This window comes from Brevundimonas sp. (assembly GCF_036405315.1).
Taxonomy (GTDB): domain Bacteria; phylum Pseudomonadota; class Alphaproteobacteria; order Caulobacterales; family Caulobacteraceae; genus Brevundimonas.
Map to the genome: position 1 here is coordinate 1 of NZ_DASWXW010000107.1, position 22678 is coordinate 22678.

A 22678-nucleotide genomic window follows, 5' to 3' on the forward strand; every position below is an offset into this window, starting at 1 on the left:
CCACCTATATCGAGCCGATCACGCCGGACATCGTCGAGAAGATCATCGCCAAGGAGCGCCCCGACGCCCTCCTGCCGACCATGGGCGGCCAGACCGCGCTGAACACGGCCCTGGCCCTGAACGCCTCGGGCGCCCTGGCCAGGTACGGCGTCGAGATGATCGGCGCCAAGGCCGAGGTCATCGACAAGGCCGAGGACCGTCAGAAGTTCCGCGACGCCATGGACAAGCTGGGCCTCGAATCGCCCCGCAGCCGCGCGATCCACCACATCGACGACGCCGACGACGCCCTGGCCTTCGTCGGCCTGCCCGCCATCATCCGCCCCAGCTTCACCCTGGCCGGCACCGGCGGCGGCATCGCCTACAACATCGAGGAGTTCCACGAGATCGTGGAGCGCGGCCTGGACCTGTCGCCGACCACCGAAGTCCTGATCGAGGAGTCGGTCCTGGGCTGGAAGGAATATGAGATGGAGGTCGTCCGCGACACGGCGGACAACTGCATCATCATCTGCTCGATCGAGAACGTGGACCCGATGGGCGTCCACACCGGCGACTCCATCACCGTGGCTCCGGCCCTGACGCTGACGGATAAAGAATACCAGCTGATGCGCACCGGCTCGATCAACGTCCTGCGCGAGATCGGCGTCGAGACCGGCGGCTCCAACGTCCAGTGGGCGATCAACCCGGCGGACGGCCGCATGGTCGTGATCGAGATGAACCCGCGCGTGTCGCGCTCCTCGGCCCTGGCCTCCAAGGCCACCGGCTTCCCCATCGCCAAGGTCGCCGCCCGCCTGGCCGTCGGCTACACCCTGGACGAACTGCAGAACGACATCACCCAGGTCACGCCCGCCTCGTTCGAGCCGAGCATCGACTATGTCGTCACCAAGATCCCCCGCTTCGCCTTCGAGAAGTATCCGGGTTCGGAACCGCACCTGACCACGGCCATGAAATCGGTCGGCGAAGTCATGGCCATCGGCCGCACCTTCCAGGAGTCGATGCAGAAGGCCCTGCGCGGCCTGGAAACCGGCCTGAACGGCTTTGACGAGATTGAAATCGAAGGCGTGGCCGACGCCGAGGACGACGCCAGCGCCCGCGCCGCCGTCATCCGCGCCCTGGGTCAGCCGACGCCCGACCGCATTCGCGTCATCGCCCAGGCCTTCCGCCACGGCCTGACGGTCGAGGAGGTCCACGGCGCCTGCTTCTACGAGCCCTGGTTCCTGCGTCAGATCGCCGACCTGATCCGCACCGAGGGCCACGTCCGCGTCCAGGGCCTGCCCGCGACCGAGACCGAGTTCCGCAAACTCAAGGCAAAAGGCTTCTCCGACGCCCGTCTGGCGGCCCTGACCGGCAAGACGGAAGGCGACGTCCGCGCCGCCCGTCGCCACCTGAAGGTCCGCCCGAGCTTCAAGCGCATCGACACCTGCGCCGCCGAGTTCGCCTCGGCCACCGCCTATATGTATTCGACCTATGAGACCGGCGCCCTGGGCCAGGTCCCCGAGTGCGAGGCCGAGCCGTCGGACCGCAAGAAGGCCATCATCCTCGGCGGCGGTCCCAACCGCATCGGCCAGGGCATCGAGTTCGACTACTGCTGCTGCCACGCGGCGTTCGCCTTCGCCGACATCGGCGTCGAGTCGATCATGGTCAACTGCAACCCCGAGACCGTCTCGACCGACTACGACACCTCGGACCGCCTCTATTTCGAGCCTCTGACCGAAGAGGACGTGCTGGAGCTGATCGACGTCGAACGCTCCAGGGGCGACCTGATCGGCGTCGTCGTCCAGTTCGGCGGCCAGACCCCGCTGAAGCTGGCCCATGCGCTGCAGGAAGACGGCGTGCCGATCCTGGGCACCAGCGTCGACAGCATCGACCTGGCCGAGGACCGCGAACGCTTCCAGCAGATGCTGCAGGCCATCGGCCTGCAGCAGCCGCCGAACGGCCTGGCCCGCTCGGCCGAGGAAGCCGCCCAGAAGGCCGAGGAAGTCGGCTATCCCGTCGTCCTGCGCCCCTCCTACGTCCTGGGCGGTCGCGGCATGATGATCGTCCACGACCGCGAGCAGCTGGACCGCTACGTCCATGAGGCCATGCGCGTCTCGGGCAGCGACCCGGTCCTGATCGACCACTATCTGAACCGCGCCACCGAGGTGGACGTGGACGCCCTGTGCGATGACGAGACCGTCTTCGTCGCTGGCGTGCTGGAGCACATCGAGGAAGCCGGCGTCCACTCGGGCGACAGCGCCTGTTCCATGCCGCCCTTCTCGCTGCGCCCCGAGATCGTGGCCGAGCTGAAGCGTCAGACCACCGCCATGGCCAAGGCCCTGAAGGTGCGCGGCCTGATGAACGTCCAGTTCGCCATCGAGGAGCCGCACAGCGAGAACCCGCGCATCTTCGTGCTGGAAGTGAACCCGCGCGCCAGCCGCACGGCGCCCTTCGTGGCCAAGACCATCGGCCAGCCGATCGCCGCCATCGCCGCCAAGATCATGGCCGGCGAGAAGCTGGCCTCCTTCGGCCTGGTCGACCGCGACCTGGAGCACATCGCGGTCAAGGAAGCCGTCTTCCCCTTCGCCCGCTTCGCCGGGGTCGACACCATCCTGGGCCCGGAAATGCGTTCGACCGGAGAGGTCATGGGCCTGGACTGGAAGCGTGAGGGCGAGGCCGACCTGGCCCCCGCCTTCGCCCGCGCCTTCGCCAAGTCGCAGATCGGCGGCGGCACCGTCCTGCCGACCGAGGGCTGCGCCTTCGTCTCGGTCAAGGACGCCGACAAGCCCTTCATCCTGGAGGCGGTGAAGTCGCTGCTGGCCCAGGGCTTCTCGGTCGTCGCCACCAGCGGCACCCACGACTACCTCAAGTCGGAAGGCGTCGAGGTCGGTCTGGTCAAGAAGGTGCTGGAAGGCCGTCCGAACATCGTCGACGCCATGAAGAACGGCGAGATCCAGCTGGTCTTCAACACCACCGAGGGCAAGCAGGCCCTGACCGACAGCTTCTCGATCCGCCGCACGGCCCTGATGATGAAGATCCCCTACTACACCACCGCCGCCGGTTCGCTGGCCGCGGCCCAGGGCATCGCCGCCATCCGCGCCGGCGACCTCGATGTCCGCCCGGTGCAGTCCTACAACTGAGCCTCGGCCCAGTCCTGAGATCAGCCCCCGGCGTTTCCGACGCCGGGGGCTTTTTTCATTGCGAACCGGCCGTCTCGATGACCAGGACCCGCGCCACGCCGACCGGGTGGGCCACATGAGCCTCTCCCTCGGCGATATGCAGGACGTCGCCGGCCTGCATGTGCACGCTGGTCTGGACGCCGTCCTTGCGGATCAGCATCTCGACCTCGCCGTCCAGGACGACGAAGACCTCGGGGCCGTCATTGCGGTGCCAGCGATAGGGCTGATCCGTCCAATGCAACTCGACCGTGGTCGTGCCTGCGAACCTTTCGATGGGAAGCGCCCCCCAGGCCCGGTCCGCCACGAACTCTTTTGCTTTCACCAACTGCATAAGCATCTCCTTCTCCTCGAGAAATCTCATGATCGAGGGACCGGACGCACCTTGCGGAACGACGGATTGTGCCTGCAAATCGCGGTATGAGTCCGGACATCGACCCCACCAACGCCAAGATCCTCGCCCTGCTGCAGGCCAACGCCCGCATGAGCGTCAGCGCCATCGGCAAAAGCGTTCACCTGTCGCGCCAGGCCGTTCAGGAGCGGATCAGCCGCCTGGAGCAGAGCGGCGTCATCCGGGGCTACCGCGCCGAGGTGTCTGAGGCCGCGGGCCCGGTTCAGGCCGTGCTGACCATCAAGATCGCCGACCGTCCCTGCGCGCCCGCCCTGGAATGGCTGGCGGGCCTGACGGGCGTCACCTCGGTGATGTCGGTCAGCGGGGACAGCGACGCCGTCGTCCTGGCCAGCCTGCCTTCGCTGGAGGCCCTCTCGCGCTTGAACGACGCCGTGGCGACCAGCCCCCTGATCAGCGCGCAGCAAAGCCAGATCATCCTGCGCCGGTACTAGGCCATGATCGACCTGATCCTGTGGCTCCTGCTGGCCGGCAATCTGATCGCCTTCGGCCTGTTCTGGTTCGACAAGGAACAGGCGCGGGCGGGCGGCCGGCGCCTTTCCGAACGCAGCCTGCTACTGGCCGTCGCCTATGGCGGCCTGGGCGCCTGGATGGGTCAGCACATCCTGCGTCACAAGACGCGCAAGCAACCCTTCGCGACCTGGCTGGGCCTGATCTTCTGCCTCTATGTCCTGGTCGTGCTGAGCGCCGCCGCCCTCGTCATCCGGACCGCCCTCGTCGCCTGACCCTTGCCGCTGCCGGTGAAAGGCATAAGCTCGCCTCAGGGATCAGGGGGACGACATGAAAAGACTGACGATCACGACCGTGCTGGCGGCGGTTCTGGCGGCGGGCGCGGTCCCGGCCATGGCGCAGGACGCCGGGCTGAAGGCGGCGGTCAAGGCGGACTATGACGCCAACCTCGGCGCCCTGTTCGACCACTTTCATCGCAACCCCGAACTGTCGGGCATGGAGGTCCAGACCGCCGCCCGCATGGCGCAAGAGCTGCGCGCCCTGGGCTATGACGTCACCACCGGCGTCGGCGGGACCGGCGTGGTGGCGGTGCTGAAGAACGGCGCCGGCCCCACCGTCATGATCCGCGCCGACATGGACGGCCTGCCCCTGCTGGAAAACTCCGGCCTAGCCAACGCCTCGACCGCGCGTCAGGTCGATGCGGACGGGACCGAGAAGCCCGTCATGCACGCCTGCGGTCACGACGTGCACATCACCGCCCTGGTCGGCACGGCCCGCCAGATGGCGGCCCGCAAGGCCAACTGGTCCGGGACCCTGGTCCTGATCGCCCAGCCGGCCGAGGAGCGCATCTTCGGCGCCCGGGCCATGGTCAGCGACGGCCTCTACACCCGCTTCCCCAAGCCGGATTACGCCCTGGCCTTCCACGTCTCGGCCGACACGCCGACGGGCAGGATCGAGGCGCCCCTGGGCATCACCTCGTCCAGTTCGGACAGTGTGGACATCACCGTCCACGGCGTGGGCACCCATGGCGCCTCGCCGCACCTGGGAGTCGATCCGGTGCTGGTGGCCTCGCAGATCGTGGTGTCGCTGCAGTCCCTGCGCAGCCGCGAGACCAATCCGCTGGACGGGGCCGTCGTCACGGTCGGCGCCATCCACGGCGGCATCAAGCACAACATCATCTCCGACCGGGTGGACATGCAACTGACCGTCCGCGCCGACAGCCCCGAGGTGCGCGCCCAGCTTCTGGACGGCATCGACCGCATCACCAGGAACACGGCCCTGGCCCTGGGCGTGCCGGAGGACAGGCTGCCGACCGTCACCCGTTCGGCGCTGGAGAACACCCCGCCCACCATCAACGACGCCGCCACCGCCGCCCGCATCCGCGCCGCCTTCGTGGCCGGCCTAGGCGAGGGCGTGCTGATCGACAAGCCGCGCGGCGGCATGGGGGCCGAGGACTTCGCCTATTTCGTCACCCCCGAAAGCGGGGTGAAGGGGGTCTATTTCAGCGTCGGCGGCACCCCCGCCGATGAGGTGGACAAGGCTCCCGGCCACCACTCGCCCCTGTTCCGCATCACGCCGGAACCGGCCGTCACGCTCGGCGTGGAGGGTTCGGTCCTGGCCGCCGAAGCCCTGATGCCGAAGACGTAAGGGACCGCCATGATCGTCGTCCACCACCTGAACAACTCCCGGTCCCAACGCGTGCTCTGGCTGCTGGAAGAGTTGGGCCTGCCCTATGAGATCAAACGCTATCAACGGGACCCGGCCACCATGCTGGCCCCGCCGGAACTGAAGGCGGTGCATCCTCTCGGCAAGTCGCCGGTGCTGGACGACGGAGACGTCCGCGTGGCCGAGACCGGGGCCATCATCGAACACCTGCTGGACGCCCATGATCCGGAGGGGCGGCTGCGGCCCGCGCGCGGCACGGCGGACGGGCGGCGCTTCACCTACTGGCTGCACTACGCCGAGGGCTCGGCCATGCCGCCCCTGCTGCTCAAGCTGGTCTTCAGCCAGCTTCCCAAGCGGGCGCCGGGTCTGGTCCGTCCCCTCGTCAACGGCATCGCCGCCAAGGCCCAGGCCAGCTTCATCGATCCCCAGCTGAAGGCTCACGCCGACTGGCAGGAGGCCGAACTGGCAGCCACCGGCTGGTTCGCCGGGCCGCATTTCAGCGCCGCCGACATCATGATGAGCTTCCCGCTGGAGGCCGCCGCCAGCCGGGCCATCGACCTGTCGGCCTATCCCAACATCGCCCTCTTCCTGAAGGCGATCCACGCCCGCCCGGCCTGGAAACGCGCCCTGGAGCGCGGCGGGGAATACGCCTACGCCTGATCGCGGTCCTTCCCCGATCACGGCTTCGCGACCGCGCAACCCCGGCGAGCGGTTAACGTTTACGACCCCATGCGCCTGTCCGTCATTCAACTCGTCGCGGCCCTGGCCGCCGCCGTCTGCATCGTCATCGCCTTCATCGCCGCGGGGATAGGCCTGATCTCGGGCCTGTTCATGCTGATGGCGATGGCCGCGCTCGGCTTCATCGCCTGGACCGCCCTGCGGCGAGCCCTGGGCTATGATCGCGAGCGCGCCCCCGCGGCCCGCGATCCCGGATCGGTTCGCCCCGAACCCTGAAGCTTGCCGTCGAGGATGCTCTTGAGTTTGGCCGAAGGGCGCCCTAACCTCTTGACCCCGATCACGCGCGCCCCGTGATCGTGTCTGTGCTGATTACCGTCTTTCATTAGTCTTCGGGCGAAACAAGAAATTCACGACACAATGGAAAAAGTGCCGATGACGGCCGAGGGCTACCGTGTCCTCGACGAACAACTGAAGCAATTGAAGCAGGTCGAACGGCCGAGCGTCATCGCGGCCATCTCCGAGGCCCGCGAACACGGCGACCTGTCTGAAAACGCGGAATATCACGCCGCCAAGGAACGCCAGGGCTGGATCGAAGGCTCGATCGCCGACATCGAGGACAAGCTGTCGCGCGCCCAGGTGATCGACGTGTCCAAGCTGTCGGGCAACCAGGTCAAGTTCGGCGCCACCGTCACCTATGTGGACGAGGACACCGAGGAAGAGGGCGTCTATCAGATCGTCGGCGAACACGAAGCCGACGTGAAGCTGGGCAAGATCTCCATCGCCTCGCCGATCGCCCGCGCCCTGATCTCCAAGGAGGTCGGCGACGTGGTCGAGGTCAACACGCCCGGCGGCGTGAAGGCCTATGAGATCCTCAAGGTCGAGTGGAAGTAAGCCCTTCTTCCTCTGAGAAGGTCACAGGGGCGCGCGGTTCCGCCGCGCGCCCTCTGTCTGTCTGGGTGGTGTCCGACGGCCGCACCGGCATCCAGAACCAGGCCCTGGGTCTGGCCGAGGCGGTCGCCCGCCTGACCCCCGCCGACATCGCCGTCCGGCACGTCCGCTGGCGCCCCGCCTTCGACCGCTGGCCTTCGGGGGTGAAGACCCCCGCCATGCTGGCGCCGGGGTCGTTCGATCCGCGCACGGTCGCCGACTGGCCCGACCTGTGGATCGCCACCGGCCGCGCCAGCCTGCCCCTGTCGGCCAGGGTCCGCGACTGGAGCGGCGGCAAGACCCTGGTGGTCCAGACCCAGGACCCGCGCTGGCGCAACAACGCCTACGACCTGATCGTCGCCCCGGCCCACGACGGCCTGGCGGGCGACAACGTCTTCGAGATCATCGGCAGCCCCCACCGCATCACGCCGCAAAAACTGGCCGAGGCCGCGCCCGCCTTCGCCGACCGCATCGACGCCCTGCCCCATCCGCGCATCGCCGTCATGATCGGCGGCCGGTCCAAGACCTTCGACCTGACGCCCGCCCACGCGGCCGCCCTGGCGGACCGGATCAAGGCGGCCGTCCAGACGGCGCAAGGGTCCCTGCTGCTGACCTTCTCGCGCCGCACGCCCGAGGCGGCGAAGGCCGTCATGACCGAGCGCCTGTCGGCCCTTCCGGGCTGGATCTGGGACGGGAGCGGCGACAACCCCCTGTTCGCCATGCTGGCCGCCGCCGATCACGTGCTCGTCACCGAGGACAGCGCCAACATGGCGACCGAGGCCGCCTCGACCGGCAAGCCCGTCCACGTCCTGCCCATGATCGCGCTGAAGCCCGCCGGCAAGTTCGCCCGCCTGCACGCCGACCTTGAGGCCCACGGCGCCGCCCGCCCCTTCGACGGCTCGCTGGACAGCTGGACCTACGCCCCGCTCAACGAGACCGAGCGCGCGGCGCGGGCCGTGCTGGAGGCGATGGCCGCGCGCGGCTGAAACACCCCCCTTTGCCCCCCCCAGCCCGAGGGTGACGGTGGGGTGAAATCCTAGCCCAGGTCCAGACGGGCCAGGTTGTCGTCGCCGCGCTGGCAGGCCGGTCCCGCCTCTTCGCGGATCGAGACGCCCGCCGTCGCCAGTTGGGCGCGGAAGGCCTGGGCCGCGTCGGGACCGTCCTCCACCCCCGGCGTCGGACGGCAGAACCGCACCGCCGGGCTGGCCCGCCAGCGCGCCAGGGCCCAGACGGCCCGCGTCTGGGCGGCCTCATCGCCCAGATCGACCGTCTTCAGTGCCTGCACCGGCGGCGTGACCCAGACGTCCACCCCCTCGAACCGATCGCGCAGCGCCGCCTCCAGGGCATAGGCGCTGGTCAGGTCCAGACCCGAGTCGGGGCGCAACAGGACGATGGCGCGCCTTCCTTCGGCGTCGGTCATCACCGCATCGGTGGCGAAGGGCACGGCGTCGGACAGGCGGGTTCGCAGCGCCGCCGTGGGGTCGGGCGCCGCATTGGCGCTGGCCTGAACCGAACGGGCCGCGGCTTGCGGATCGGCCACGACGATCTGGTCCAGGGTCGCCGTCACCGGCGTGCGCAGGGCCGCCGTCAGCCGGTCCTGAAGCTGCTGTTGCGCGTCGGCCACCAGCTTGCGCGTGCTGACCAGGGCCGAGACCGCCACCCCCTTGCCCTCGCTGCGGGCGTCCAGAAGGGTGATGCGCGAGTCGCCGCCGGCGAAGATGTCGGCCACCGCCGTCCGTGTCTCGGCCGTGGCCTGGCTCTCCAATCCGATGGCCCGCAGCGAGATCACCAGCGGGATCGACAGCAGGACGAAGACCGCCAGCACCGCCATCCCCCGCCACGGCGAGGGCCGCTCCATCAGCCGGGGCCGAAAGCCGTAGAAGCCCGCCGTCAATGTCGCCGACAGGGCGATGGCCACCAGATTGGTCATGAACAGATAGAAGGCCCCGACCGAGATCGACAGGTCGCCCGTGCCGATGCCGAAGCCCACGGTGGCCACCGGCGGCATCAGGGCGGTGGCGATGGCCACGCCGATGATGGTCTCGCCCCGCTGGCGGATCACCGCATAGGCGCCCGCCACCCCGGAAAAGACCGCGATCAGCAGGTCGAAGAAGTTGGGCCGGGTCCGCGCCAGAATCTCGCTGGTCGGCTCCTTCAGCGGCGACAGCAGGGTCAGCAGGACAGCTACGGTAAGGGCCACCGCCATGCCGACCACCAGACAGGTCAGCGACTGCCTCAGCCGGTTCCAGTCCAGCAGGGCCAGGGAGAAGCCCAGGGCCACGATCGGCCCCATCATCGGCGACACCAGCATGGCCCCGATGACCACCGCCGGCGACGACAGCATCAGCCCCAGGGCCGCGATGGCCGCCGAGATCACCGTCATCATCAGATAGCGGCCGCTCAAGCCCCCGTTGTCATAGACCGAGGCCTCGACCGCGTCCCGGTCCACCCCACGCCGGGCGTAGGCCATGATGCGGCGCAGATAACTGCGCGTTTCACGCACCGGATCGGCGGCTGCGGTCATGGCGTCACCTCATTCCTGACGGCAGGATGGGCCTGCGTCAGGAGGCGCGTCAATCGCCGCCGCCGCCGCCGCCATCGCCCCCGCCGCAGTCCGTGCTTGAGGCGCAATGGCTTGCGCTCGTGCTCGACGCGCCGCCGTCTGACATCATGGGCGTGCCGCCGTCGGACGCCTTCTTCTGGTTCTGGACCTTCAGATTGCCCAGCCCCATCAGGGCGACGCCGAGTCCGGACCCGATGGCCACGCCCAGCGACAGGCCCAGCGCCAGATTGTCGATGACCACGCCCAGCCCCGCGCCAATGGCCAGCCCCGCGCCGATGCCGATCGGCAGAAAGGCCGCGCTCTTGTTGCTCATGATCAAATCCCCCGTGCAGAACCCGCAGCCTAGCATCGCGCTTCGGGGAATCAGCGCCTAAATAGGGCCCATGACCCAAGCTCGTACTGTCCGCCTCGCCGTCATCGGTTCCGGTCCCGCCGGCTGGACCGCCGCCATCTACGCCGCCCGCGCCTCGCTGAACCCGGTGGTCATCGCCGGTCTGCAGCCCGGCGGTCAGCTGACCATCACCACGGATGTCGAGAACTATCCCGGCTTCGCTGAGACCATTCAGGGTCCCTGGCTGATGGAGCAGATGCAGGCCCAGGCCGTGCACGTCGGCACGGAGGTCATCCACGACATTGTCGTCAAGGCCGACCTGTCGCAGCGCCCCTTCCGCCTGACGCTGGACTCGGGAACGGAGCTTCTGGCTGAAACCGTGGTCATCTCGACCGGCGCCCAGGCCAAGTGGCTGGGTCTGAAGTCTGAGGCCGACTATCAGGGCTTCGGCGTTTCCGCCTGCGCCACCTGCGACGGCTTCTTCTATCGCGGCAAGCAGGTCGTGGTCGTCGGCGGCGGCAACACCGCGGTCGAGGAGGCCCTGTTCCTGACCAACTTCGCCGAGAAGGTCACGGTCATCCACCGCAAGAATGAGTTCCGCGCCGAGAAGATCCTGCAGGACCGCCTGTTCGCCCATCCCAAGATCGAGGTGGTCTGGGACGTGACGGTCGATGAAATCCTCGGCGTCGTCGACGGCGTGGCCCGCAACGTCACCGGCGTGCGCCTGAAGAACGTCAAGACCGGCGACCTGTCGGAAATCCCCGCCGACGGCGTCTTCATCGCCATCGGCCACGCCCCGTCGTCGGAACTGTTCAAGGGCCAGCTGGAGATCAACTCGGGCGGCTATCTGCGGGTCAAGCCGGGCACGGCCTCGACCGCCATCGAGGGCGTCTACGCCGCCGGCGACGTCACCGACGACGTCTACCGCCAGGCCGTCACCGCCGCCGGCATGGGCTGCATGGCCGCCCTGGAGGCCGCGCGCTTCCTCGCCGAGGAAGACCACAAGGCCGCCCACAATCCGATCAGCCACAAGGAAGCCAAGAAGATCGGGGCCTGGTGAGGGGCTAACGTTTTCCCTCCCCGCCCCCGGGGGAGGGTGGCCGCGCAGCGGCCGGGTGGGGGCTGCGGCCTGAAGCGCGCTCAGGATCGTTCCCATCACCCCATCCAATTCGTCCCGTACCGAGGCGTTGTCGAACCGCAAGGCGCGATAGCCCTCGGCCGCCAGCGCGGCGTCTCGCCGCCGGTCCCAATCGATCCGAGCCTCATGGCTCGCGTCATCCACCTCGACGATCAGCCTGCGGTCGAGGTAGACGAAATCGAGAGACTAGCAGGCCCCTCCAAAGCCTATGTCGGCTTTCGACCCATAGCGGACCTGTCGGCGCTTCTACCAAGCTTCAGAACGAGATCGGTTGAAAGGCCCAAATCAACTCTTCAACGCGTTTGTTGCGCGACACGACACATACCATGCCCCCATGCCACGACTGGACGAAGAAGAGGTCCAACTGGCGGTCCGGCTTCACCGCGCGGTAAAAGCACGTCCCGCCATTGGTCGTTTCCCGTAGGGCCATGCCCTGCCTAAGAAGCTCTCGCTCAGCGTTTGATCGAGTGTCGCCGACCGCCACACCCAAGGCGCTACCGGAATGAATAGACCCGTTCGGCTGGAAGAGCGTTAGTCGCGTGCGAGCGTCGGTCAGCAGCCATCCCGCGCCGATGAGCGCGGCCAGGCCGATTACCAGAAGCAGAGGTTTGCGCATCAAGGCTTCCGAAAGCTTTTCGACGATGCGTCAACGATAACGAGTTGATGTCGCCTTTCCACCCTTAGCGGACCTTGCTCCTGTTCAGGCCGCCGGCTTACCGACTTCCTCGACCGCCATGGCGGTGACGCCCGGCGGCGGCGCGGCGGCGGGAGCCGGGCCGGCCTCATAGGCCTTGAGCCGCTCGTTGATGGCGGCGATTTCGTCCTTGCTGGCCTGACGGCGGCCGCCGAGGCTGGCGATGCCGACGACCCGGGTCCGGCCATCGATCTCGACGGTGCGCAGCTGGTTCGGCGCCGTGCCGACCAGGGCTTCCTCGACGCTGTCGGCGACCAGAAGGATGCGCGGACGGGCGAAGCGGGCCTCGTCGATGATCGGCTCGCGGCCCGAGGACTTGTCGGTGAAGGCCGCGCTTTCGCCCGGCGCGCCCTTCCAGCGATAGAAGATGTGCGCCCCGACCTGGGTGATCTTGGCCACCGTCGGCGCCCACCAGGGGTGGACGTAGTCGGCGTGATAATGGGTCGCCGTCCCCACCCGCGTCGCCACATGGCCGGCCAGGGCGCGCTCGGCCACGCGGGCGGCGCGGGTCCAGGCCCAGGGGATGGGCGCGCGGCTGAGGGCGCCGTCGCAGGTGAAGCTGAACTGGCAGCCCGTGGTCCGCTCGGCCCCCTGATAGACGACGCCGCAGACCGTGTTGGGATAGTTGGGATCGCGCACCCGATTCAGCACGACCTGGGCCACCCCCTCCTGCCCCTCGGTCGGCTCCAGCGCCGCCTCGTAATAGACGGCCTGGGTCAGACAGCGCAGGGCGCGCTTGCGGTCGGCCTCGGTGGCCGGACGCAGGTCGAAGGGTTTGGCCGGCTGCAGGGCGCCGAAGGCGGTCGGCATGGCCGCGTTCAACTGCTGGGCGGCGACGCCCGAGACGCCCGCGTCCAGCGACGGCTTGCCGCCCAGGCTCAGGCTCTCCCACCCCGGGGTCAGGTCATAGAGCGCGGGCAGGTTCAGCGCCGGATCGAAGCGGCGCGCCACGGTCAGCTGACCGGGGTCCAGCCGCGCCATGATCAGCTTCAGACCGCGCGGGGTCAGGTCGCCGCCGGTGGCGCGAGCCACGGCCTCGGCGGTGCGGTCCAGATCAGGCCGGACGCTGGAGCTGGCCGACATGGCCACGCCCATGACCGCCAGACCGACAGCCACGACCATGGGCGCCGCGGCGAGCGCCTGGCGTCCGGTCGTCTTCAACTGCGGCAGTCGGCCTTTCAGCATCCAGCGCCCCATGTGCGGCGCTGGCGAGCGCCGGAAGACGATCTGAGTGACCGCCCAATCCGGCGCTTTTCAGGCCCGAAGATTACCGTTCCGTGAGGGGTTAGCGATCACCCAGGCTGGAACGCAGCATCCAGGCGGCCTTTTCGTGAGCGGCCAGACGTTGCGTCATCAGGTCGACCGAGGCGTCGTCGCCGACCGCTTCGGCGGCTTCCAGCGCGGCGCGGGCGGTGGCGATCAGCACCCCGTGGTCCTTGATCAGCTCCTGGAGCATGGCTCCGGCGTCCTTCTCGGGGTCGCCGTCCTTGATCGAGGTCAGGTTGGCGAAGGCCGAGGCGCTTTGCGGCGCCAGTTCGCCCAGGGCCCGGATGCGCTCGGCGATGTCGTCCAGCGCGGTCCAGATTTCATTATACTGCTGTTCCAGCAGCTTGTGCAGGCTGAAGAACTCCGGCCCGCGGACGTTCCAGTGATAACCGTGCGTCTTCTGATAAACGGCGAAGCTGTCGGCCAGAACCTTGGACAGTTCGCGCGCGACCTCGTCGCGCTCCTTGGGCTTCAGGCCGGTGTCGATGGCGGCGGTCATGGCGGCTCCTGTTTGCGTCGCGATTGAAGATCCAGCCTTGCATTTAGGTCTTTTCACGCGCCGACCAAGGGCGGGCGCCGACCTGCGCGCTCGAATCTCGTGGCGGTAACGCTGAAATCGCCGGGGCGTTGCAGACTGAAGGCCTGGCGCGCCGGTCATCGGAGCCGCGACGACGGAACCCGGCCAGCGCCGGGTTCCGCCCGTGGTTCAGTCAGTCAGGATTAGCGTTGACGCGCCTTGCGGGCGGCGTAGCGGGCGTCGCGCGCGGCCTTCTGCTCTTCCTTGGTCAGTTGCTTGCGCTCCTTGCGGGCGGCGCGCTTGGCGGCGTCGACCTCGTCCTGGGCGGCCATCTCGGCGGCCAGGCGGGCGGCTTCCTTTTCAGCCTTCTGGCGACGCTGTTCAGCCTTTTCCAGCTCGAACTGCTGGCGCTGGGCTTCCTTCTCGGCGGAGCGCTTCTCAGCCAGCTTCTCGAACTCGGGATCCTGAACCGTCGGCTTGGGCTTGAACTTGGCCAGCAGGGCCTTTTTGGCGTCCTGCTGAGCGGTAATGCGGTCGTTGAAGCCGGTTTGTTTGAGGTCTCGCATGCGTAGAGGCGGTCTTCCTTTGAAACTCTGATGAGGGGCGACGCCGATCAACGGCGGCCCGGCGGGCGTGCGGATGCGCGAACGGCCCAGCGCGCTGCCAAAGCGGAATCCGGCGCGAAAAGCAAGCTCTGCCGCCGTTTCAGACCGTCAAACTCGCAATTTAGAGCCCCGATCGCGTTCAAACGGGCACACGGGCATCGGCGCTGCTCCGGCCAAGCGGCGCCGATGAACCGCCGCTATCAGTGAGGCTTGTCGATATGGCCGACGGCCGCACCGGCCGCACCGCCGACCGCCGCGCCGACCGGCCCGGCCACCACGGCGCCGGCGATCGCGCCCGTCGCGGCCTTCTGCTCGATCGTATGGCCGCAGGCGGCGAGCCCCAGGGTCGAGAACCCGACGGCGAGGACAGCGGCGGCGCGGATCGAGAAACGGGTCATGGGACGGAGAACTCCTTGAAATGGCTGAGCTTGCAACGCCGCCGAGGCCAACAAGTTCCCGTCTATGGCGGGAGTCAGGCAGGCCAGTACAGCATCGACCATCAATAGGGTTTCCATCGCAACCCGCGCCTTCACGAAATCATCAGCACGTAATCGAATACAGATGTCGAAAGATGTGCTGTAGCATAAACACGCCACATTCATCCTGCGACGACACGCAATCTGTAGGGGCACGACGCTTTGCTGCGCCGCAATAACAATTGTCGAATCAACCACATTGAGGCCATAAATCGATGGCTTAAGGCCCGCCTTCCGGTGGTCGGCCGTTCGTCGACCCTGGGTCCGGAGCTGGTTCGCGACGCGTCTTGTCGCCTGGTTTCGATGAGTACGGGGGCGGCATCCTCGCCCTGCTGAACAGGACTACGCCTTTGAGTTTCTCCTCGCATACGCGTGCGCTGATGCACGCCGCCCAATCTGTTCGTCTGCGCCCCAAGACGGCGGCTGCGGCGTTCGGCGGCGTTGTCAGCCTCGCGGTCGGTGGAGCCTATCTGGGCGGCGTGGCCGCCCAGGCTTCGACCGTTCGCGCCCAGGCCGAGCGCCTGCAGGGCGCCGGCTCCGAGGGCTACACCCAGGAAGCCATGGCCGCCGCGGCCGGCGGCCTGGACGCCAGCGCCCTGGCCATCGCTGATCGTCACGATCCCTACGCCGTCGCCGGCGCCGCCCAGCGCGATCGCCAGGCGGAACTGCTGACCGCCCGTCTCCAGGACTCCCAGAACGGCCTGCGCCGCGCCAATCTGACCAGCCCCGCCGCCCAGCCCTTCCGCCTCGGCAGCGCCCTGGATCAGTCGCGCGACCTCGATTGCCTGACCAAGGCCGCCTATTACGAAGCGCGCGGCGAGGGGACCGACGGCATGAAGGCCGTGGTCCAGGTGGTCCTGAACCGCGCCCGCCACCCCGCCTTCCCCAAGACCGTCTGCGCCGTCGTCTTCCAGGGTTCGAACCGCAGCACCGGCTGCCAGTTCAGCTTCACCTGCAACGGCGCCATGCGCGGCGCGGTCAACCGCACCGCCTGGAACCGCGCCCGCGACGTGGCCTCCAAGGCCCTGTCGGGCCAGGTCTACGCCCCGGTCGGCAACGCCACCCATTTCCACACCACCGGGGTCGCGCCCGGCTGGCGCAACAACCTGGTCAAGGTCGGCCAGGTCGGCGATCACCTCTTCTACCGCTTCGGCGGCCGTTCGGGCTCCAGCGACTCGTTCCGCTATACGCCGCGCCCTTCCACGGCGTCTGATGCGCCGCGTCTGGTTCAGGCCAGCCTGAACTCCGCCGAGACCCGCAACACCGACGGCGCCGTGGCCTATTCCACGGTTCTGGCCCGCGAAGGCCTGACCGCTCCGACCTCGACCGCCGGGGCCACGGAATAATCCGTTCGATGGCGGGCCGCGCTCAGCGGTCCTGCGTCTTCCATTGCGTGGTCAGGTTCTGCTTCAGATTGCCGAACCGGCCCTGCTGACCCGTGTTGACGTCGGCGTCGCCGGGCTGACCCGACTGGGCGCCCGTGGCCAGGTCGCGTCGGTCCGCCATGTCGGCGACCGGCCGCGCGCCATGATCGGCGAAGCTGCGCTGCTCCTTGGGAACCGAGGGGGTCTTGCTCATGAGCCTCTCCTTTCGTTGGAATGAAACGGCCCCCGACGGAAAGACGTTCCCGGCGCGTTTCTTGCTGAACGGATGACGATGCGCCTTCTCCCCCCACAAGGCGCGGGAGACGGCCCTTGACGACGACGACCACCGCCACGCCCCAGCCGGCCGCCCTTGTGCGGGGCGGGGCGCTCGACGCCCTGCGTTTCCTCGCTTCCCTGTTCGTGGTGCTGTTCCACTTCGGCGACGAGGCCCCGATTCCCCTGGCCGATCTGCACACCGTTTGGGCGCGCGGCTACCTGGCCACCGACTTCTTCCTGATGCTGTCCGGCTTCGTCCTGGCGCGGGCCTATGGCGCGGGGGTGGTCTCGGGGCGAATCACGCCCGTCCGCTTCTGGCTCAAACGCTTCGCTCGCAGCTATCCGACCCACCTGATCACCCTGGCCTTTCTGGCCCTGCTGGTGCTGGAGGCGTCCCTGATCGGGAAAACGCCGGTCCACGCCGAACGCTTCGAGTGGTCGGGACTGCCCGCCCAGGTCCTGTTGCTGCACGCCCTCGGCCTCGGCGGCGGACAGTGGAACATTCCGGCCTGGACCCTGTCGGCCCTGCTGATCTGCTACGCCTTCTTCCCCTGGCTGTGGCGCGCCATGCGACGCTTGCCCGGACCGTTGACGGCCCTGGCCTTGGGCCTGACGTTGATGCTGGCCGGTCAGGCCCTCAGCCTGGCCTTGCTGAAGCATTCCCTGTTCGATCTGCCCTTCCAGTGGGCCATGGTCCGCGCCGCCCCCCTGTTCCTGATCGGCCTGACCCTGGCTCGCGCGGTCGAGACGGCGGACTGGTCGTCGCGCACGGCGCGCCTGATTGGTCTGGGCGGCGGCGTGGTCCTGCTGGCCAATGTCGCCGTCGCGGGACCGGACCTGATCAGCCTGATCGCCATCTGCGCGGCGGCGCTGGGCTGCGGCGCGCTGACGACGACCCGGCCCCTCCCCGGCGCGGCCTGGGGGGCAAAGGTCAGCTTCTGCCTGTTCATGACCCACACCCTCACCGGCGCGGTCTGGTTCGGCGGCGTCCAGCCCGTGATCGAACGCCTCCACCCCGCCGCGGCGACAGTCGCCTGGCAGGCCTGGACGTTTTGGGGACTGGCCCTGATCGCCGCCGTGGTCGCCGCCGACCTCTACAACCGGCTGATCGACGCCCCGATCCAGCGCGCCATCCGCCGCCGCTGGTTCAACGCCCCCGACCTCAGCGCGCGTCCAGACCCACGTCCAGTTGCGGAACCGAGTGCGTAAGAGCGCCGACCGAGATCACGTCCACCCCGGTCGCGGCGATGGCCGCCACCGTCGTCAAATTGACCCCGCCTGAGGCCTCCAGCGTCACCGGACCGAAGGCGCTGGCCCGCGCCCGGCGCACGGCCTCGACCAGATCGGTCAGACTGAAATTGTCCAGCATGACGACGTCGGGACGTTCCGGCAGGACCTCGTCCAGCTGAGCCAGCCCGTCGACCTCGACCTCGACCTTCATCAGGTGGGTGGCGAAGGCCCTGGCCCGGCGCACCGCCTCGCCCGCCCCGCCGCAGACAGCGACGTGGTTGTCCTTGATCAGGATGGCGTCATCCAGACCGAAGCGGTGGTTCAGTCCGCCGCCGCAGGCCACGGCGTGCTTCTCCAGCGCGCGTAGGCCCGGCGTGGTCTTGCGGGTGTCGGCGATGCGGGCGCTGGTCCCCGCCACCGCCTGCACATAGGCCCGCGTCAGGGTGGCGATGCCGCACATCCGGCCCAACAGATTCAGCGCCGTGCGCTCCGCCGCCAGAAGGGCGCGGGCGTTCGCCTCGACCGCGACCAGCACGGTCCCGGCCTCGAAGGCCTCGCCGTCGGCGACCTTGACCGTCACCGTCGCCTGCGGGTCCATGACGTGTACCGCGATGCGCACCACGGCGCCGCACGCCATCACCCCCGCCTGCCGCGCGGCGAAGACGGCGCTGAGGCGCGCGTCTTCGGGGATGCAGGCCTGGGCCGTCACGTCGCCGACGCGGCCCAAGTCCTCGGCCAGGGCCATCCGCACGACGGGCTCGATCAGCAGGTCCGGCAGGGTTCGGGTCACGCAGGCGTCCTTTGAAAATCAGATGGTGGCGGCCAGGGCGGCGAGCACCGCCGCCTCGGCCTCGTCGTCGCGGGCGAGCGTCCGCCGCATCCGCGTATGCACCGCCGTCGGCAGGCTGTCGGGATAGTCGGCGCGGTAGTGCCCGCCCCGGCTCTCGCGTCGGTTCAGCGCGCCCTCGGCGATCAGCCGCGCGGCGGTCAGGACCACGGCGTCGGGGTGGAGCTTGGCCAGCCGGTCGATCACGGCGATCAAGGCGCTCAGCCCCTCCTCGTCGCGCACCACGCCCGCGAACCGGGTCATGGCGGCGCGCAGTTCGGCCATCGCTTCCGGCGGCAGGTCCTGCGAAGCGCGCGCCGTCCTCAACTCAGCCTTCGGCGGTTGCACCTCCAGCGCCGCCGCCCGCCCGGCGCGCCGCCCGAAGGCGCCCGCTTCCAGCAGGGAGTTGGAAGCCAGACGGTTGGCGCCGTGCACACCCGTCGCCGCGCATTCGCCGATGGCGTAGAGGCCCGGAACTGTGGTCCGTCCCTCGTCGTCGGCGACGATGCCGCCCATGTGATAGTGGGCCGCCGCCGCCACCGGAATGGGGCTGACGCGCGGGTCCAGCCCGGCGCGCATACAGGCGGCGAACACCGCCGGAAACTCGTGCGGGAAGGCCTCGCCCACCGCTTTCGTCGCATCCAGAAAGGCGCCGCGCCCGTCGGCCCTTGCTGCGTGCACCGCCCGAGCCACGATGTCGCGCGGGGCCAGATCGGCGTCTTCGTCCTCGCCCAACAGATAGGCGCCGGTCCCGTCGACCAGCCGCGCCCCCTCGCCGCGCAGGGCCTCGGTCGCCAGCGGCGCCGGGTCCAGCCCCACGTCGATGGCGGTCGGATGGAACTGCACGAACTCCGGGTCGAGGATTTCAGCCCCCGCCAGATAGGCCAGGGCCAGTCCCTCGCCGCGCAGGGCCGAGGGGTTGGTCGTCACCTCATACAGGCCGCCGACGCCCCCGGTGGCCAGGACCACGGCGGGGGCAAAGACCTCGTCCACCCGCCCGGCGGAGCGTTCGATCAAGGCCCCGCGCACCCGACCGTCCGCGTCCTGGATCAGGCCGCGCAGCCGTCCGTCTTCCCAGATCTCGATATGTTTGGAGGCCCTCGCGGCGGCCACCACCGCCGACAGAATGGCCCGCCCGGCCCCGTCGCCCCCGACCCGCGCCACGCGCGGCAGGCTGTGCGCCGCCTCGAGGCTGACGGAGAATCCGCCCGTCTCGTCCCGATCAAACGGCGCGCCCAGCGAGGCCAGCCATTCCACCGTCTCGCGCCCGCGCTCGGTCAGGGCGCGCGCGGCCTCCGGCTCCACCAGACCGGCGCCCGCCCCTTCAGTGTCTTTCGCGTGCAGGACCGCGCTGTCCTTCGGCGACAGCGCCGCCGCGAGCCCGCCCTGGGCCCAGGCCGAGGAACAGGCGTTCAGCAGGGGCTCCGGCGTGACCACCAGAGCTTTCGCCGGCCCGGCCTCCAGCGCGGCGGACAGCCCCGCCAGTCCGCCGCCGATGATCAGCGGCCCGTCATGCCGGATGCGCGCCATGGCTTTAGCGGCCTCCCACGCCGATGAATCGCAAGCCCATGTCGAAGGCCGGCTCGACCGCGCCGCCGGTCAGGGGCAGCAGGGCGCCGATCGCCGCCGCCGCGCAGACCGCCGCCGTCGCCAGATAGAGGGCCAGGCTGCGGCCCGCCTGGGGCCAGCTCAGCCGCCCCCAGGCCGCGCGCCAGACGCCGCGCTTCAGGTGGCTGAACACCGCCAGACCCAGGAAGGCCGCCAGGATGAACCGCCCCGTCGACAGCCCCCACCAGACGGCCAGGCCTCCCACGGCCAGCAGGGCTGCGTGCTCCAGCCGCGGATGCACCCGCGTCAGCACCGGCCCCAGGGCCTTGGACCCGTCCAGCGGCGGGGCGGGCAACAGGTTCACCAGATTGATCATGGCGATGAAGAAGGCCCCCATCAGCCACTCCGACGACCGTAGCCACAGACCCGCCGCCACGAAGGGGATCATGGCGATCAGGCCGAACGCCGGTCCCGCCAGCGACACCAGCACCCCGTGCCACTCGCTCTTCGGCTCGCGCTGCCCCTTGGCCATGCCGCCGAGGAAGGGAATGATGTAGATGCGCGCCGGCCCCATGCCGAGCCGGTTCATCGCCAGGACGTGGCCGTATTCGTGGACGAACAGGCCGAACAGGACGCCGCCCGCCACGACGACGCTGCCCGTGACCCACCACAGGAAGCCCGCCATCAGCAGGGTCGAGGCGATGGCCCAGCCCGGATGCTGGCCCTTGTCCTCCAGCGGCGCGGATTTGCGGACGGGCGCAGGCTCGGGCCCGGCCGGTTCGGGCGGCAGATCCCAGGGACCGGGACGGCGTGTGGTGTGGTCGGTGTCGCTCATGGCGTCGAACTGGGCTTGCGACGCGCAGCCCGCAACGGGCCGCATCGCCGCAGAACCTCAGATCAGCTCCACATCGACGTGATGTTTGGCCTTGATCAGGTCGTAGCGCGCCGGGACGGCGGGCGGCGGCAGGTCGATCATCCGCTGCACGGCCAGGGCGGCGCGCTCGGCCATCTCAGGCTCCACCGTCACCTCGAACTGCATGTATTTCAGGCAGTCGCGGATGTTCTCCAGCGTGATCCGCTTCATGTGCGGGCACAGGTTGCACGGGCCGATGAAGTCGACGCCGGGCACGTCGCCCTTGACGTTCGAGGCCATCGAGCACTCGGTGATCATCACCACCTGCTTCGGCTTGCGGTCGACCACATAGTCGATCATCGCCGCCGTCGATCCGGCGAAGTCCGAGGCCGCCAGCACCTCCTCGGGGCATTCCGGGTGAGCCAGGATCTCGGCGCCCGGATAGGCGGCGCGCATCTCGGCGATGTCGTCGGCGGTGAAACGCTCGTGCACCTCGCAGCGGCCCTTCCAGGCGATGATGCCGACGTTCGTCTGCGCCGCGACGTTGCGCGCCAGGAACTCGTCGGGGATCAGGATGACCTTGTCGACGCCCCATTCCCTGGCCGCCCACTCCACCACCTGAACGGCGTTGGCGCTGGTGCAGCAGATGTCCGTCTCGGCCTTCACGTCGGCGGTGGTGTTGACATAGGTGACGACCGGCAGGCCGGGGTAGCGTTGCTTGATCAGGCGCACGTCCGCGCCCGTGATCGACGAGGCCAGCGAGCAGCCCGCGCGCAGGTCGGGGATCAGGACGGTCTTTTCCGGCGACAGGATCTTGGACGTCTCGGCCATGAAGTGGACGCCCGCCTGGACGATCACCTTCGCCTTCGACTTCGCGGCCTCCTTGGCCAGGCCCAGGCTGTCGCCGACATAGTCGCCGACCCCGTGGAAGATCTCGGGCGTCATGTAGTTGTGGGCCAGGATGACGGCGTCGCGCTGCTTCTTCAGCGCATTGATCTCGCTGATCAGCTTCGCCTGTTCCGGCCACTCCAGCGGCGTCACCAGACCCTTGACCTTCTCCCACACCGGAGCGGTCTCTTCCGCCAATTCCTTCGACAGACCGAAAGCGCCGTCCGCCATCGCCTCAACTCCCTTGCCGCCGTCTTCGCGGCCCTGACTTATGCTCAAAGTTAGCATAAGCAGGAACAATGTAGGCCCTTCCGCACACGGCGCAAGGGAAAAGGGCGTGGAGTCGTCTTACAGCGCCTCGGCGTCCAGCCGCGCGGTCCACAGGGCGGCGCGTTTCTTCAGCTCGTCCTTGCGAGCCATGTCGGACAGGTCGGGGGCCAGCCGGTCCAGTTGCTCGAAGCGGAAGCTGTCGGCGCCGTGGGCGGTCCATTCGGCCTGCAGCGACCTGTAGGGGCTGCTGCCCAGCTTGAGCGCGAACCACAGGCCGTTCTGCTGGGTGTCGATGTGACGGCTCTGGCCCACCCAGGCGCGGCCGGTGGCGGAACAGATGACGGCGAAGACCCCGGCGACGGTTTCGCGGTCCTTGTAGTCGGCGATCATCGCCTTGCGGTCTGTGGACGTCATGGACGCCTCCCTTTGTTTTACCCGGATCAAATATCAGAAGTTATTACCCGGGTAAATATGAGCGGCCACAGGCCTTCCGCCCCGCCGACAAACGCAAGACCCTTTCCCCGGACGGGACTTCTGGCCTAGACGAAAGGTCGA

Annotated in this window: 25 protein-coding genes and 1 pseudogene; 11 read left to right on the forward strand and 15 right to left on the reverse strand. The window is 68.8% G+C overall.

Annotation, left to right across the window (positions count from 1 at the left end; translation table 11 throughout):
- On the forward strand, window positions 1–3113 hold a 3113-nt coding region (gene carB, locus VGE49_RS06330; RefSeq protein ID WP_331033713.1), incomplete at its 5' end, for a carbamoyl-phosphate synthase large subunit.
- 55 nt (window positions 3114–3168) lie between these two features.
- Here the strand turns inward: carB and VGE49_RS06335 are convergent.
- Entirely contained in the window at window positions 3169–3483 is a 315-nt protein-coding gene (locus VGE49_RS06335; protein ID WP_331033714.1) for a cupin domain-containing protein, read from the reverse strand.
- Between the two features lie 86 nt (window positions 3484–3569).
- On the opposite strand from VGE49_RS06335, the gene VGE49_RS06340 reads away from it, so the two are divergent.
- The 7 genes from VGE49_RS06340 (at window position 3570) to VGE49_RS06370 (ending at window position 8264) form a co-directional block, all read left to right on the forward strand.
- Window positions 3570–3992 carry an Lrp/AsnC family transcriptional regulator gene (locus tag VGE49_RS06340; protein ID WP_331033715.1) on the forward strand — a complete coding sequence of 141 codons (423 nt, stop codon included), beginning with the start codon at window positions 3570–3572 and terminating at the stop codon, window positions 3990–3992.
- Window positions 3993–3995: 3 nt separating this feature from the next.
- On the forward strand, window positions 3996–4283 hold the full coding sequence (locus tag VGE49_RS06345; protein ID WP_331033716.1) for a DUF1294 domain-containing protein: 288 nt from the start codon (window positions 3996–3998) through the stop codon (window positions 4281–4283).
- Between the two features lie 55 nt (window positions 4284–4338).
- On the forward strand, window positions 4339–5655 hold the full coding sequence (locus VGE49_RS06350) for an amidohydrolase (RefSeq protein WP_331033717.1): 1317 nt from the start codon (window positions 4339–4341) through the stop codon (window positions 5653–5655).
- Between the two features lie 9 nt (window positions 5656–5664).
- Window positions 5665–6333, forward strand: coding sequence for a glutathione S-transferase (locus VGE49_RS06355; RefSeq protein ID WP_331033718.1), 669 nt, complete (start codon window positions 5665–5667; stop codon window positions 6331–6333).
- Window positions 6334–6402: 69 nt separating this feature from the next.
- Window positions 6403–6627 carry a hypothetical protein gene (locus VGE49_RS06360; RefSeq protein WP_331033719.1) on the forward strand — a complete coding sequence of 75 codons (225 nt, stop codon included), beginning with the start codon at window positions 6403–6405 and terminating at the stop codon, window positions 6625–6627.
- A 141-nt stretch (window positions 6628–6768) separates the two neighbouring features.
- Complete coding sequence (gene greA / locus VGE49_RS06365) at window positions 6769–7242, forward strand: transcription elongation factor GreA (protein ID WP_331033720.1); 474 nt, start codon at window positions 6769–6771, stop codon at window positions 7240–7242.
- A gap of 68 nt (window positions 7243–7310) precedes the next feature.
- Window positions 7311–8264: a mitochondrial fission ELM1 family protein gene (locus tag VGE49_RS06370; RefSeq protein WP_331033721.1), complete on the forward strand. Its 954-nt coding sequence runs from the start codon at window positions 7311–7313 to the stop codon at window positions 8262–8264.
- Between the two features lie 50 nt (window positions 8265–8314).
- Here VGE49_RS06370 and VGE49_RS06375 read toward each other — a convergent pair whose 3' ends face one another.
- Both VGE49_RS06375 and VGE49_RS06380 read right to left on the reverse strand, forming a co-directional pair.
- A complete protein-coding gene (locus tag VGE49_RS06375; RefSeq protein ID WP_331033722.1) occupies window positions 8315–9802 on the reverse strand; it encodes a TIGR00341 family protein in 1488 nt (495 codons plus the stop codon).
- Window positions 9803–9851: 49 nt separating this feature from the next.
- Window positions 9852–10154, reverse strand: a complete 303-nt coding sequence (locus VGE49_RS06380; RefSeq protein WP_331033723.1) for a glycine zipper domain-containing protein — start codon at window positions 10152–10154, stop codon at window positions 9852–9854.
- 70 nt (window positions 10155–10224) lie between these two features.
- On the opposite strand from VGE49_RS06380, the gene trxB reads away from it, so the two are divergent.
- On the forward strand, window positions 10225–11232 hold the full coding sequence (gene trxB, locus VGE49_RS06385) for a thioredoxin-disulfide reductase (RefSeq protein WP_331033724.1): 1008 nt from the start codon (window positions 10225–10227) through the stop codon (window positions 11230–11232).
- 81 nt (window positions 11233–11313) lie between these two features.
- Here the strand turns inward: trxB and VGE49_RS14225 are convergent.
- The 6 genes and pseudogenes from VGE49_RS14225 to VGE49_RS06410 all read right to left on the reverse strand — a co-directional run.
- Window positions 11314–11481 (reverse strand): annotated as a pseudogene (locus tag VGE49_RS14225) (DUF559 domain-containing protein); the annotation flags it as partial.
- A gap of 85 nt (window positions 11482–11566) precedes the next feature.
- On the reverse strand, window positions 11567–11926 hold the full coding sequence (locus VGE49_RS06390) for a hypothetical protein (RefSeq protein ID WP_331033725.1): 360 nt from the start codon (window positions 11924–11926) through the stop codon (window positions 11567–11569).
- A gap of 84 nt (window positions 11927–12010) precedes the next feature.
- Entirely contained in the window at window positions 12011–13189 is a 1179-nt protein-coding gene (locus VGE49_RS06395) for a cell wall hydrolase (protein WP_331033726.1), read from the reverse strand.
- Between the two features lie 100 nt (window positions 13190–13289).
- Window positions 13290–13769 carry a Dps family protein gene (locus tag VGE49_RS06400; RefSeq protein WP_331033727.1) on the reverse strand — a complete coding sequence of 160 codons (480 nt, stop codon included), beginning with the start codon at window positions 13767–13769 and terminating at the stop codon, window positions 13290–13292.
- Window positions 13770–13990: 221 nt separating this feature from the next.
- A complete protein-coding gene (locus VGE49_RS06405) occupies window positions 13991–14353 on the reverse strand; it encodes a DUF6481 family protein (protein WP_331033728.1) in 363 nt (120 codons plus the stop codon).
- A 239-nt stretch (window positions 14354–14592) separates the two neighbouring features.
- Window positions 14593–14790 carry a hypothetical protein gene (locus VGE49_RS06410; RefSeq protein ID WP_331033729.1) on the reverse strand — a complete coding sequence of 66 codons (198 nt, stop codon included), beginning with the start codon at window positions 14788–14790 and terminating at the stop codon, window positions 14593–14595.
- Between the two features lie 428 nt (window positions 14791–15218).
- Here VGE49_RS06410 and VGE49_RS06415 point away from each other — a divergent pair, with 428 nt between their 5' ends.
- Window positions 15219–16214, forward strand: coding sequence for a cell wall hydrolase (locus VGE49_RS06415; RefSeq protein ID WP_331033730.1), 996 nt, complete (start codon window positions 15219–15221; stop codon window positions 16212–16214).
- A 22-nt stretch (window positions 16215–16236) separates the two neighbouring features.
- Here the strand turns inward: VGE49_RS06415 and VGE49_RS06420 are convergent, their stop codons facing one another.
- The gene (locus VGE49_RS06420; RefSeq protein WP_331033731.1) at window positions 16237–16446 is read right to left on the reverse strand and encodes a hypothetical protein; all 210 of its coding nucleotides are present in this window, start codon (window positions 16444–16446) and stop codon (window positions 16237–16239) included.
- Between the two features lie 116 nt (window positions 16447–16562).
- Between VGE49_RS06420 and VGE49_RS06425 the strand changes: the two genes are divergently transcribed.
- Window positions 16563–17717: an acyltransferase family protein gene (locus VGE49_RS06425; protein WP_331033732.1), complete on the forward strand. Its 1155-nt coding sequence runs from the start codon at window positions 16563–16565 to the stop codon at window positions 17715–17717.
- On the opposite strand, the gene nadC is transcribed toward VGE49_RS06425, so the two are convergent.
- The 5 genes from nadC to VGE49_RS06450 form a co-directional block, all read right to left on the reverse strand.
- On the reverse strand, window positions 17671–18483 hold the full coding sequence (nadC, locus tag VGE49_RS06430) for a carboxylating nicotinate-nucleotide diphosphorylase (RefSeq protein ID WP_331033743.1): 813 nt from the start codon (window positions 18481–18483) through the stop codon (window positions 17671–17673). The two genes, VGE49_RS06425 and nadC, sit on opposite strands and share 47 nt — an antisense overlap.
- Before the next feature lie 63 nt (window positions 18484–18546).
- Window positions 18547–20094, reverse strand: coding sequence for an L-aspartate oxidase (locus tag VGE49_RS06435; protein WP_331033733.1), 1548 nt, complete (start codon window positions 20092–20094; stop codon window positions 18547–18549).
- Window positions 20095–20098: 4 nt separating this feature from the next.
- The gene (locus tag VGE49_RS06440) at window positions 20099–20947 is read right to left on the reverse strand and encodes a metalloprotease (protein WP_331033734.1); all 849 of its coding nucleotides are present in this window, start codon (window positions 20945–20947) and stop codon (window positions 20099–20101) included.
- 57 nt (window positions 20948–21004) lie between these two features.
- Window positions 21005–22084, reverse strand: coding sequence for a quinolinate synthase NadA (gene nadA, locus VGE49_RS06445; RefSeq protein WP_331033735.1), 1080 nt, complete (start codon window positions 22082–22084; stop codon window positions 21005–21007).
- A gap of 117 nt (window positions 22085–22201) precedes the next feature.
- Window positions 22202–22537: a GIY-YIG nuclease family protein gene (locus VGE49_RS06450; RefSeq protein ID WP_331033736.1), complete on the reverse strand. Its 336-nt coding sequence runs from the start codon at window positions 22535–22537 to the stop codon at window positions 22202–22204.
- Window positions 22538–22678: the final 141 nt, after the last annotated feature.

Coding starts and splice junctions, on each gene's coding strand:
- trxB (WP_331033724.1), top strand. CDS start 10,225: ATGACCCAAGCTCGTACTGTCCGCCTCGCCGTCATCGGTTCCGGTCCC.
- VGE49_RS06380 (WP_331033723.1), bottom strand. CDS start 10,154: ATGAGCAACAAGAGCGCGGCCTTTCTGCCGATCGGCATCGGCGCGGGG.
- VGE49_RS06345 (WP_331033716.1), top strand. CDS start 3,996: ATGATCGACCTGATCCTGTGGCTCCTGCTGGCCGGCAATCTGATCGCC.
- VGE49_RS06350 (WP_331033717.1), top strand. CDS start 4,339: ATGAAAAGACTGACGATCACGACCGTGCTGGCGGCGGTTCTGGCGGCG.
- VGE49_RS06410 (WP_331033729.1), bottom strand. CDS start 14,790: ATGACCCGTTTCTCGATCCGCGCCGCCGCTGTCCTCGCCGTCGGGTTC.
- VGE49_RS06395 (WP_331033726.1), bottom strand. CDS start 13,189: ATGCTGAAAGGCCGACTGCCGCAGTTGAAGACGACCGGACGCCAGGCG.
- VGE49_RS06335 (WP_331033714.1), bottom strand. CDS start 3,483: ATGCAGTTGGTGAAAGCAAAAGAGTTCGTGGCGGACCGGGCCTGGGGG.
- greA (WP_331033720.1), top strand. CDS start 6,769: ATGGAAAAAGTGCCGATGACGGCCGAGGGCTACCGTGTCCTCGACGAA.
- VGE49_RS06390 (WP_331033725.1), bottom strand. CDS start 11,926: ATGCGCAAACCTCTGCTTCTGGTAATCGGCCTGGCCGCGCTCATCGGC.
- VGE49_RS06450 (WP_331033736.1), bottom strand. CDS start 22,537: ATGACGTCCACAGACCGCAAGGCGATGATCGCCGACTACAAGGACCGC.
- VGE49_RS06340 (WP_331033715.1), top strand. CDS start 3,570: ATGAGTCCGGACATCGACCCCACCAACGCCAAGATCCTCGCCCTGCTG.
- VGE49_RS06375 (WP_331033722.1), bottom strand. CDS start 9,802: ATGACCGCAGCCGCCGATCCGGTGCGTGAAACGCGCAGTTATCTGCGC.
- VGE49_RS06360 (WP_331033719.1), top strand. CDS start 6,403: ATGCGCCTGTCCGTCATTCAACTCGTCGCGGCCCTGGCCGCCGCCGTC.
- nadC (WP_331033743.1), bottom strand. CDS start 18,483: ATGGCCCTGGCCGAGGACTTGGGCCGCGTCGGCGACGTGACGGCCCAG.
- VGE49_RS06435 (WP_331033733.1), bottom strand. CDS start 20,094: ATGGCGCGCATCCGGCATGACGGGCCGCTGATCATCGGCGGCGGACTG.
- VGE49_RS06440 (WP_331033734.1), bottom strand. CDS start 20,947: ATGAGCGACACCGACCACACCACACGCCGTCCCGGTCCCTGGGATCTG.
- VGE49_RS06420 (WP_331033731.1), bottom strand. CDS start 16,446: ATGAGCAAGACCCCCTCGGTTCCCAAGGAGCAGCGCAGCTTCGCCGAT.
- VGE49_RS06355 (WP_331033718.1), top strand. CDS start 5,665: ATGATCGTCGTCCACCACCTGAACAACTCCCGGTCCCAACGCGTGCTC.
- nadA (WP_331033735.1), bottom strand. CDS start 22,084: ATGGCGGACGGCGCTTTCGGTCTGTCGAAGGAATTGGCGGAAGAGACC.
- VGE49_RS06400 (WP_331033727.1), bottom strand. CDS start 13,769: ATGACCGCCGCCATCGACACCGGCCTGAAGCCCAAGGAGCGCGACGAG.
- VGE49_RS06405 (WP_331033728.1), bottom strand. CDS start 14,353: ATGCGAGACCTCAAACAAACCGGCTTCAACGACCGCATTACCGCTCAG.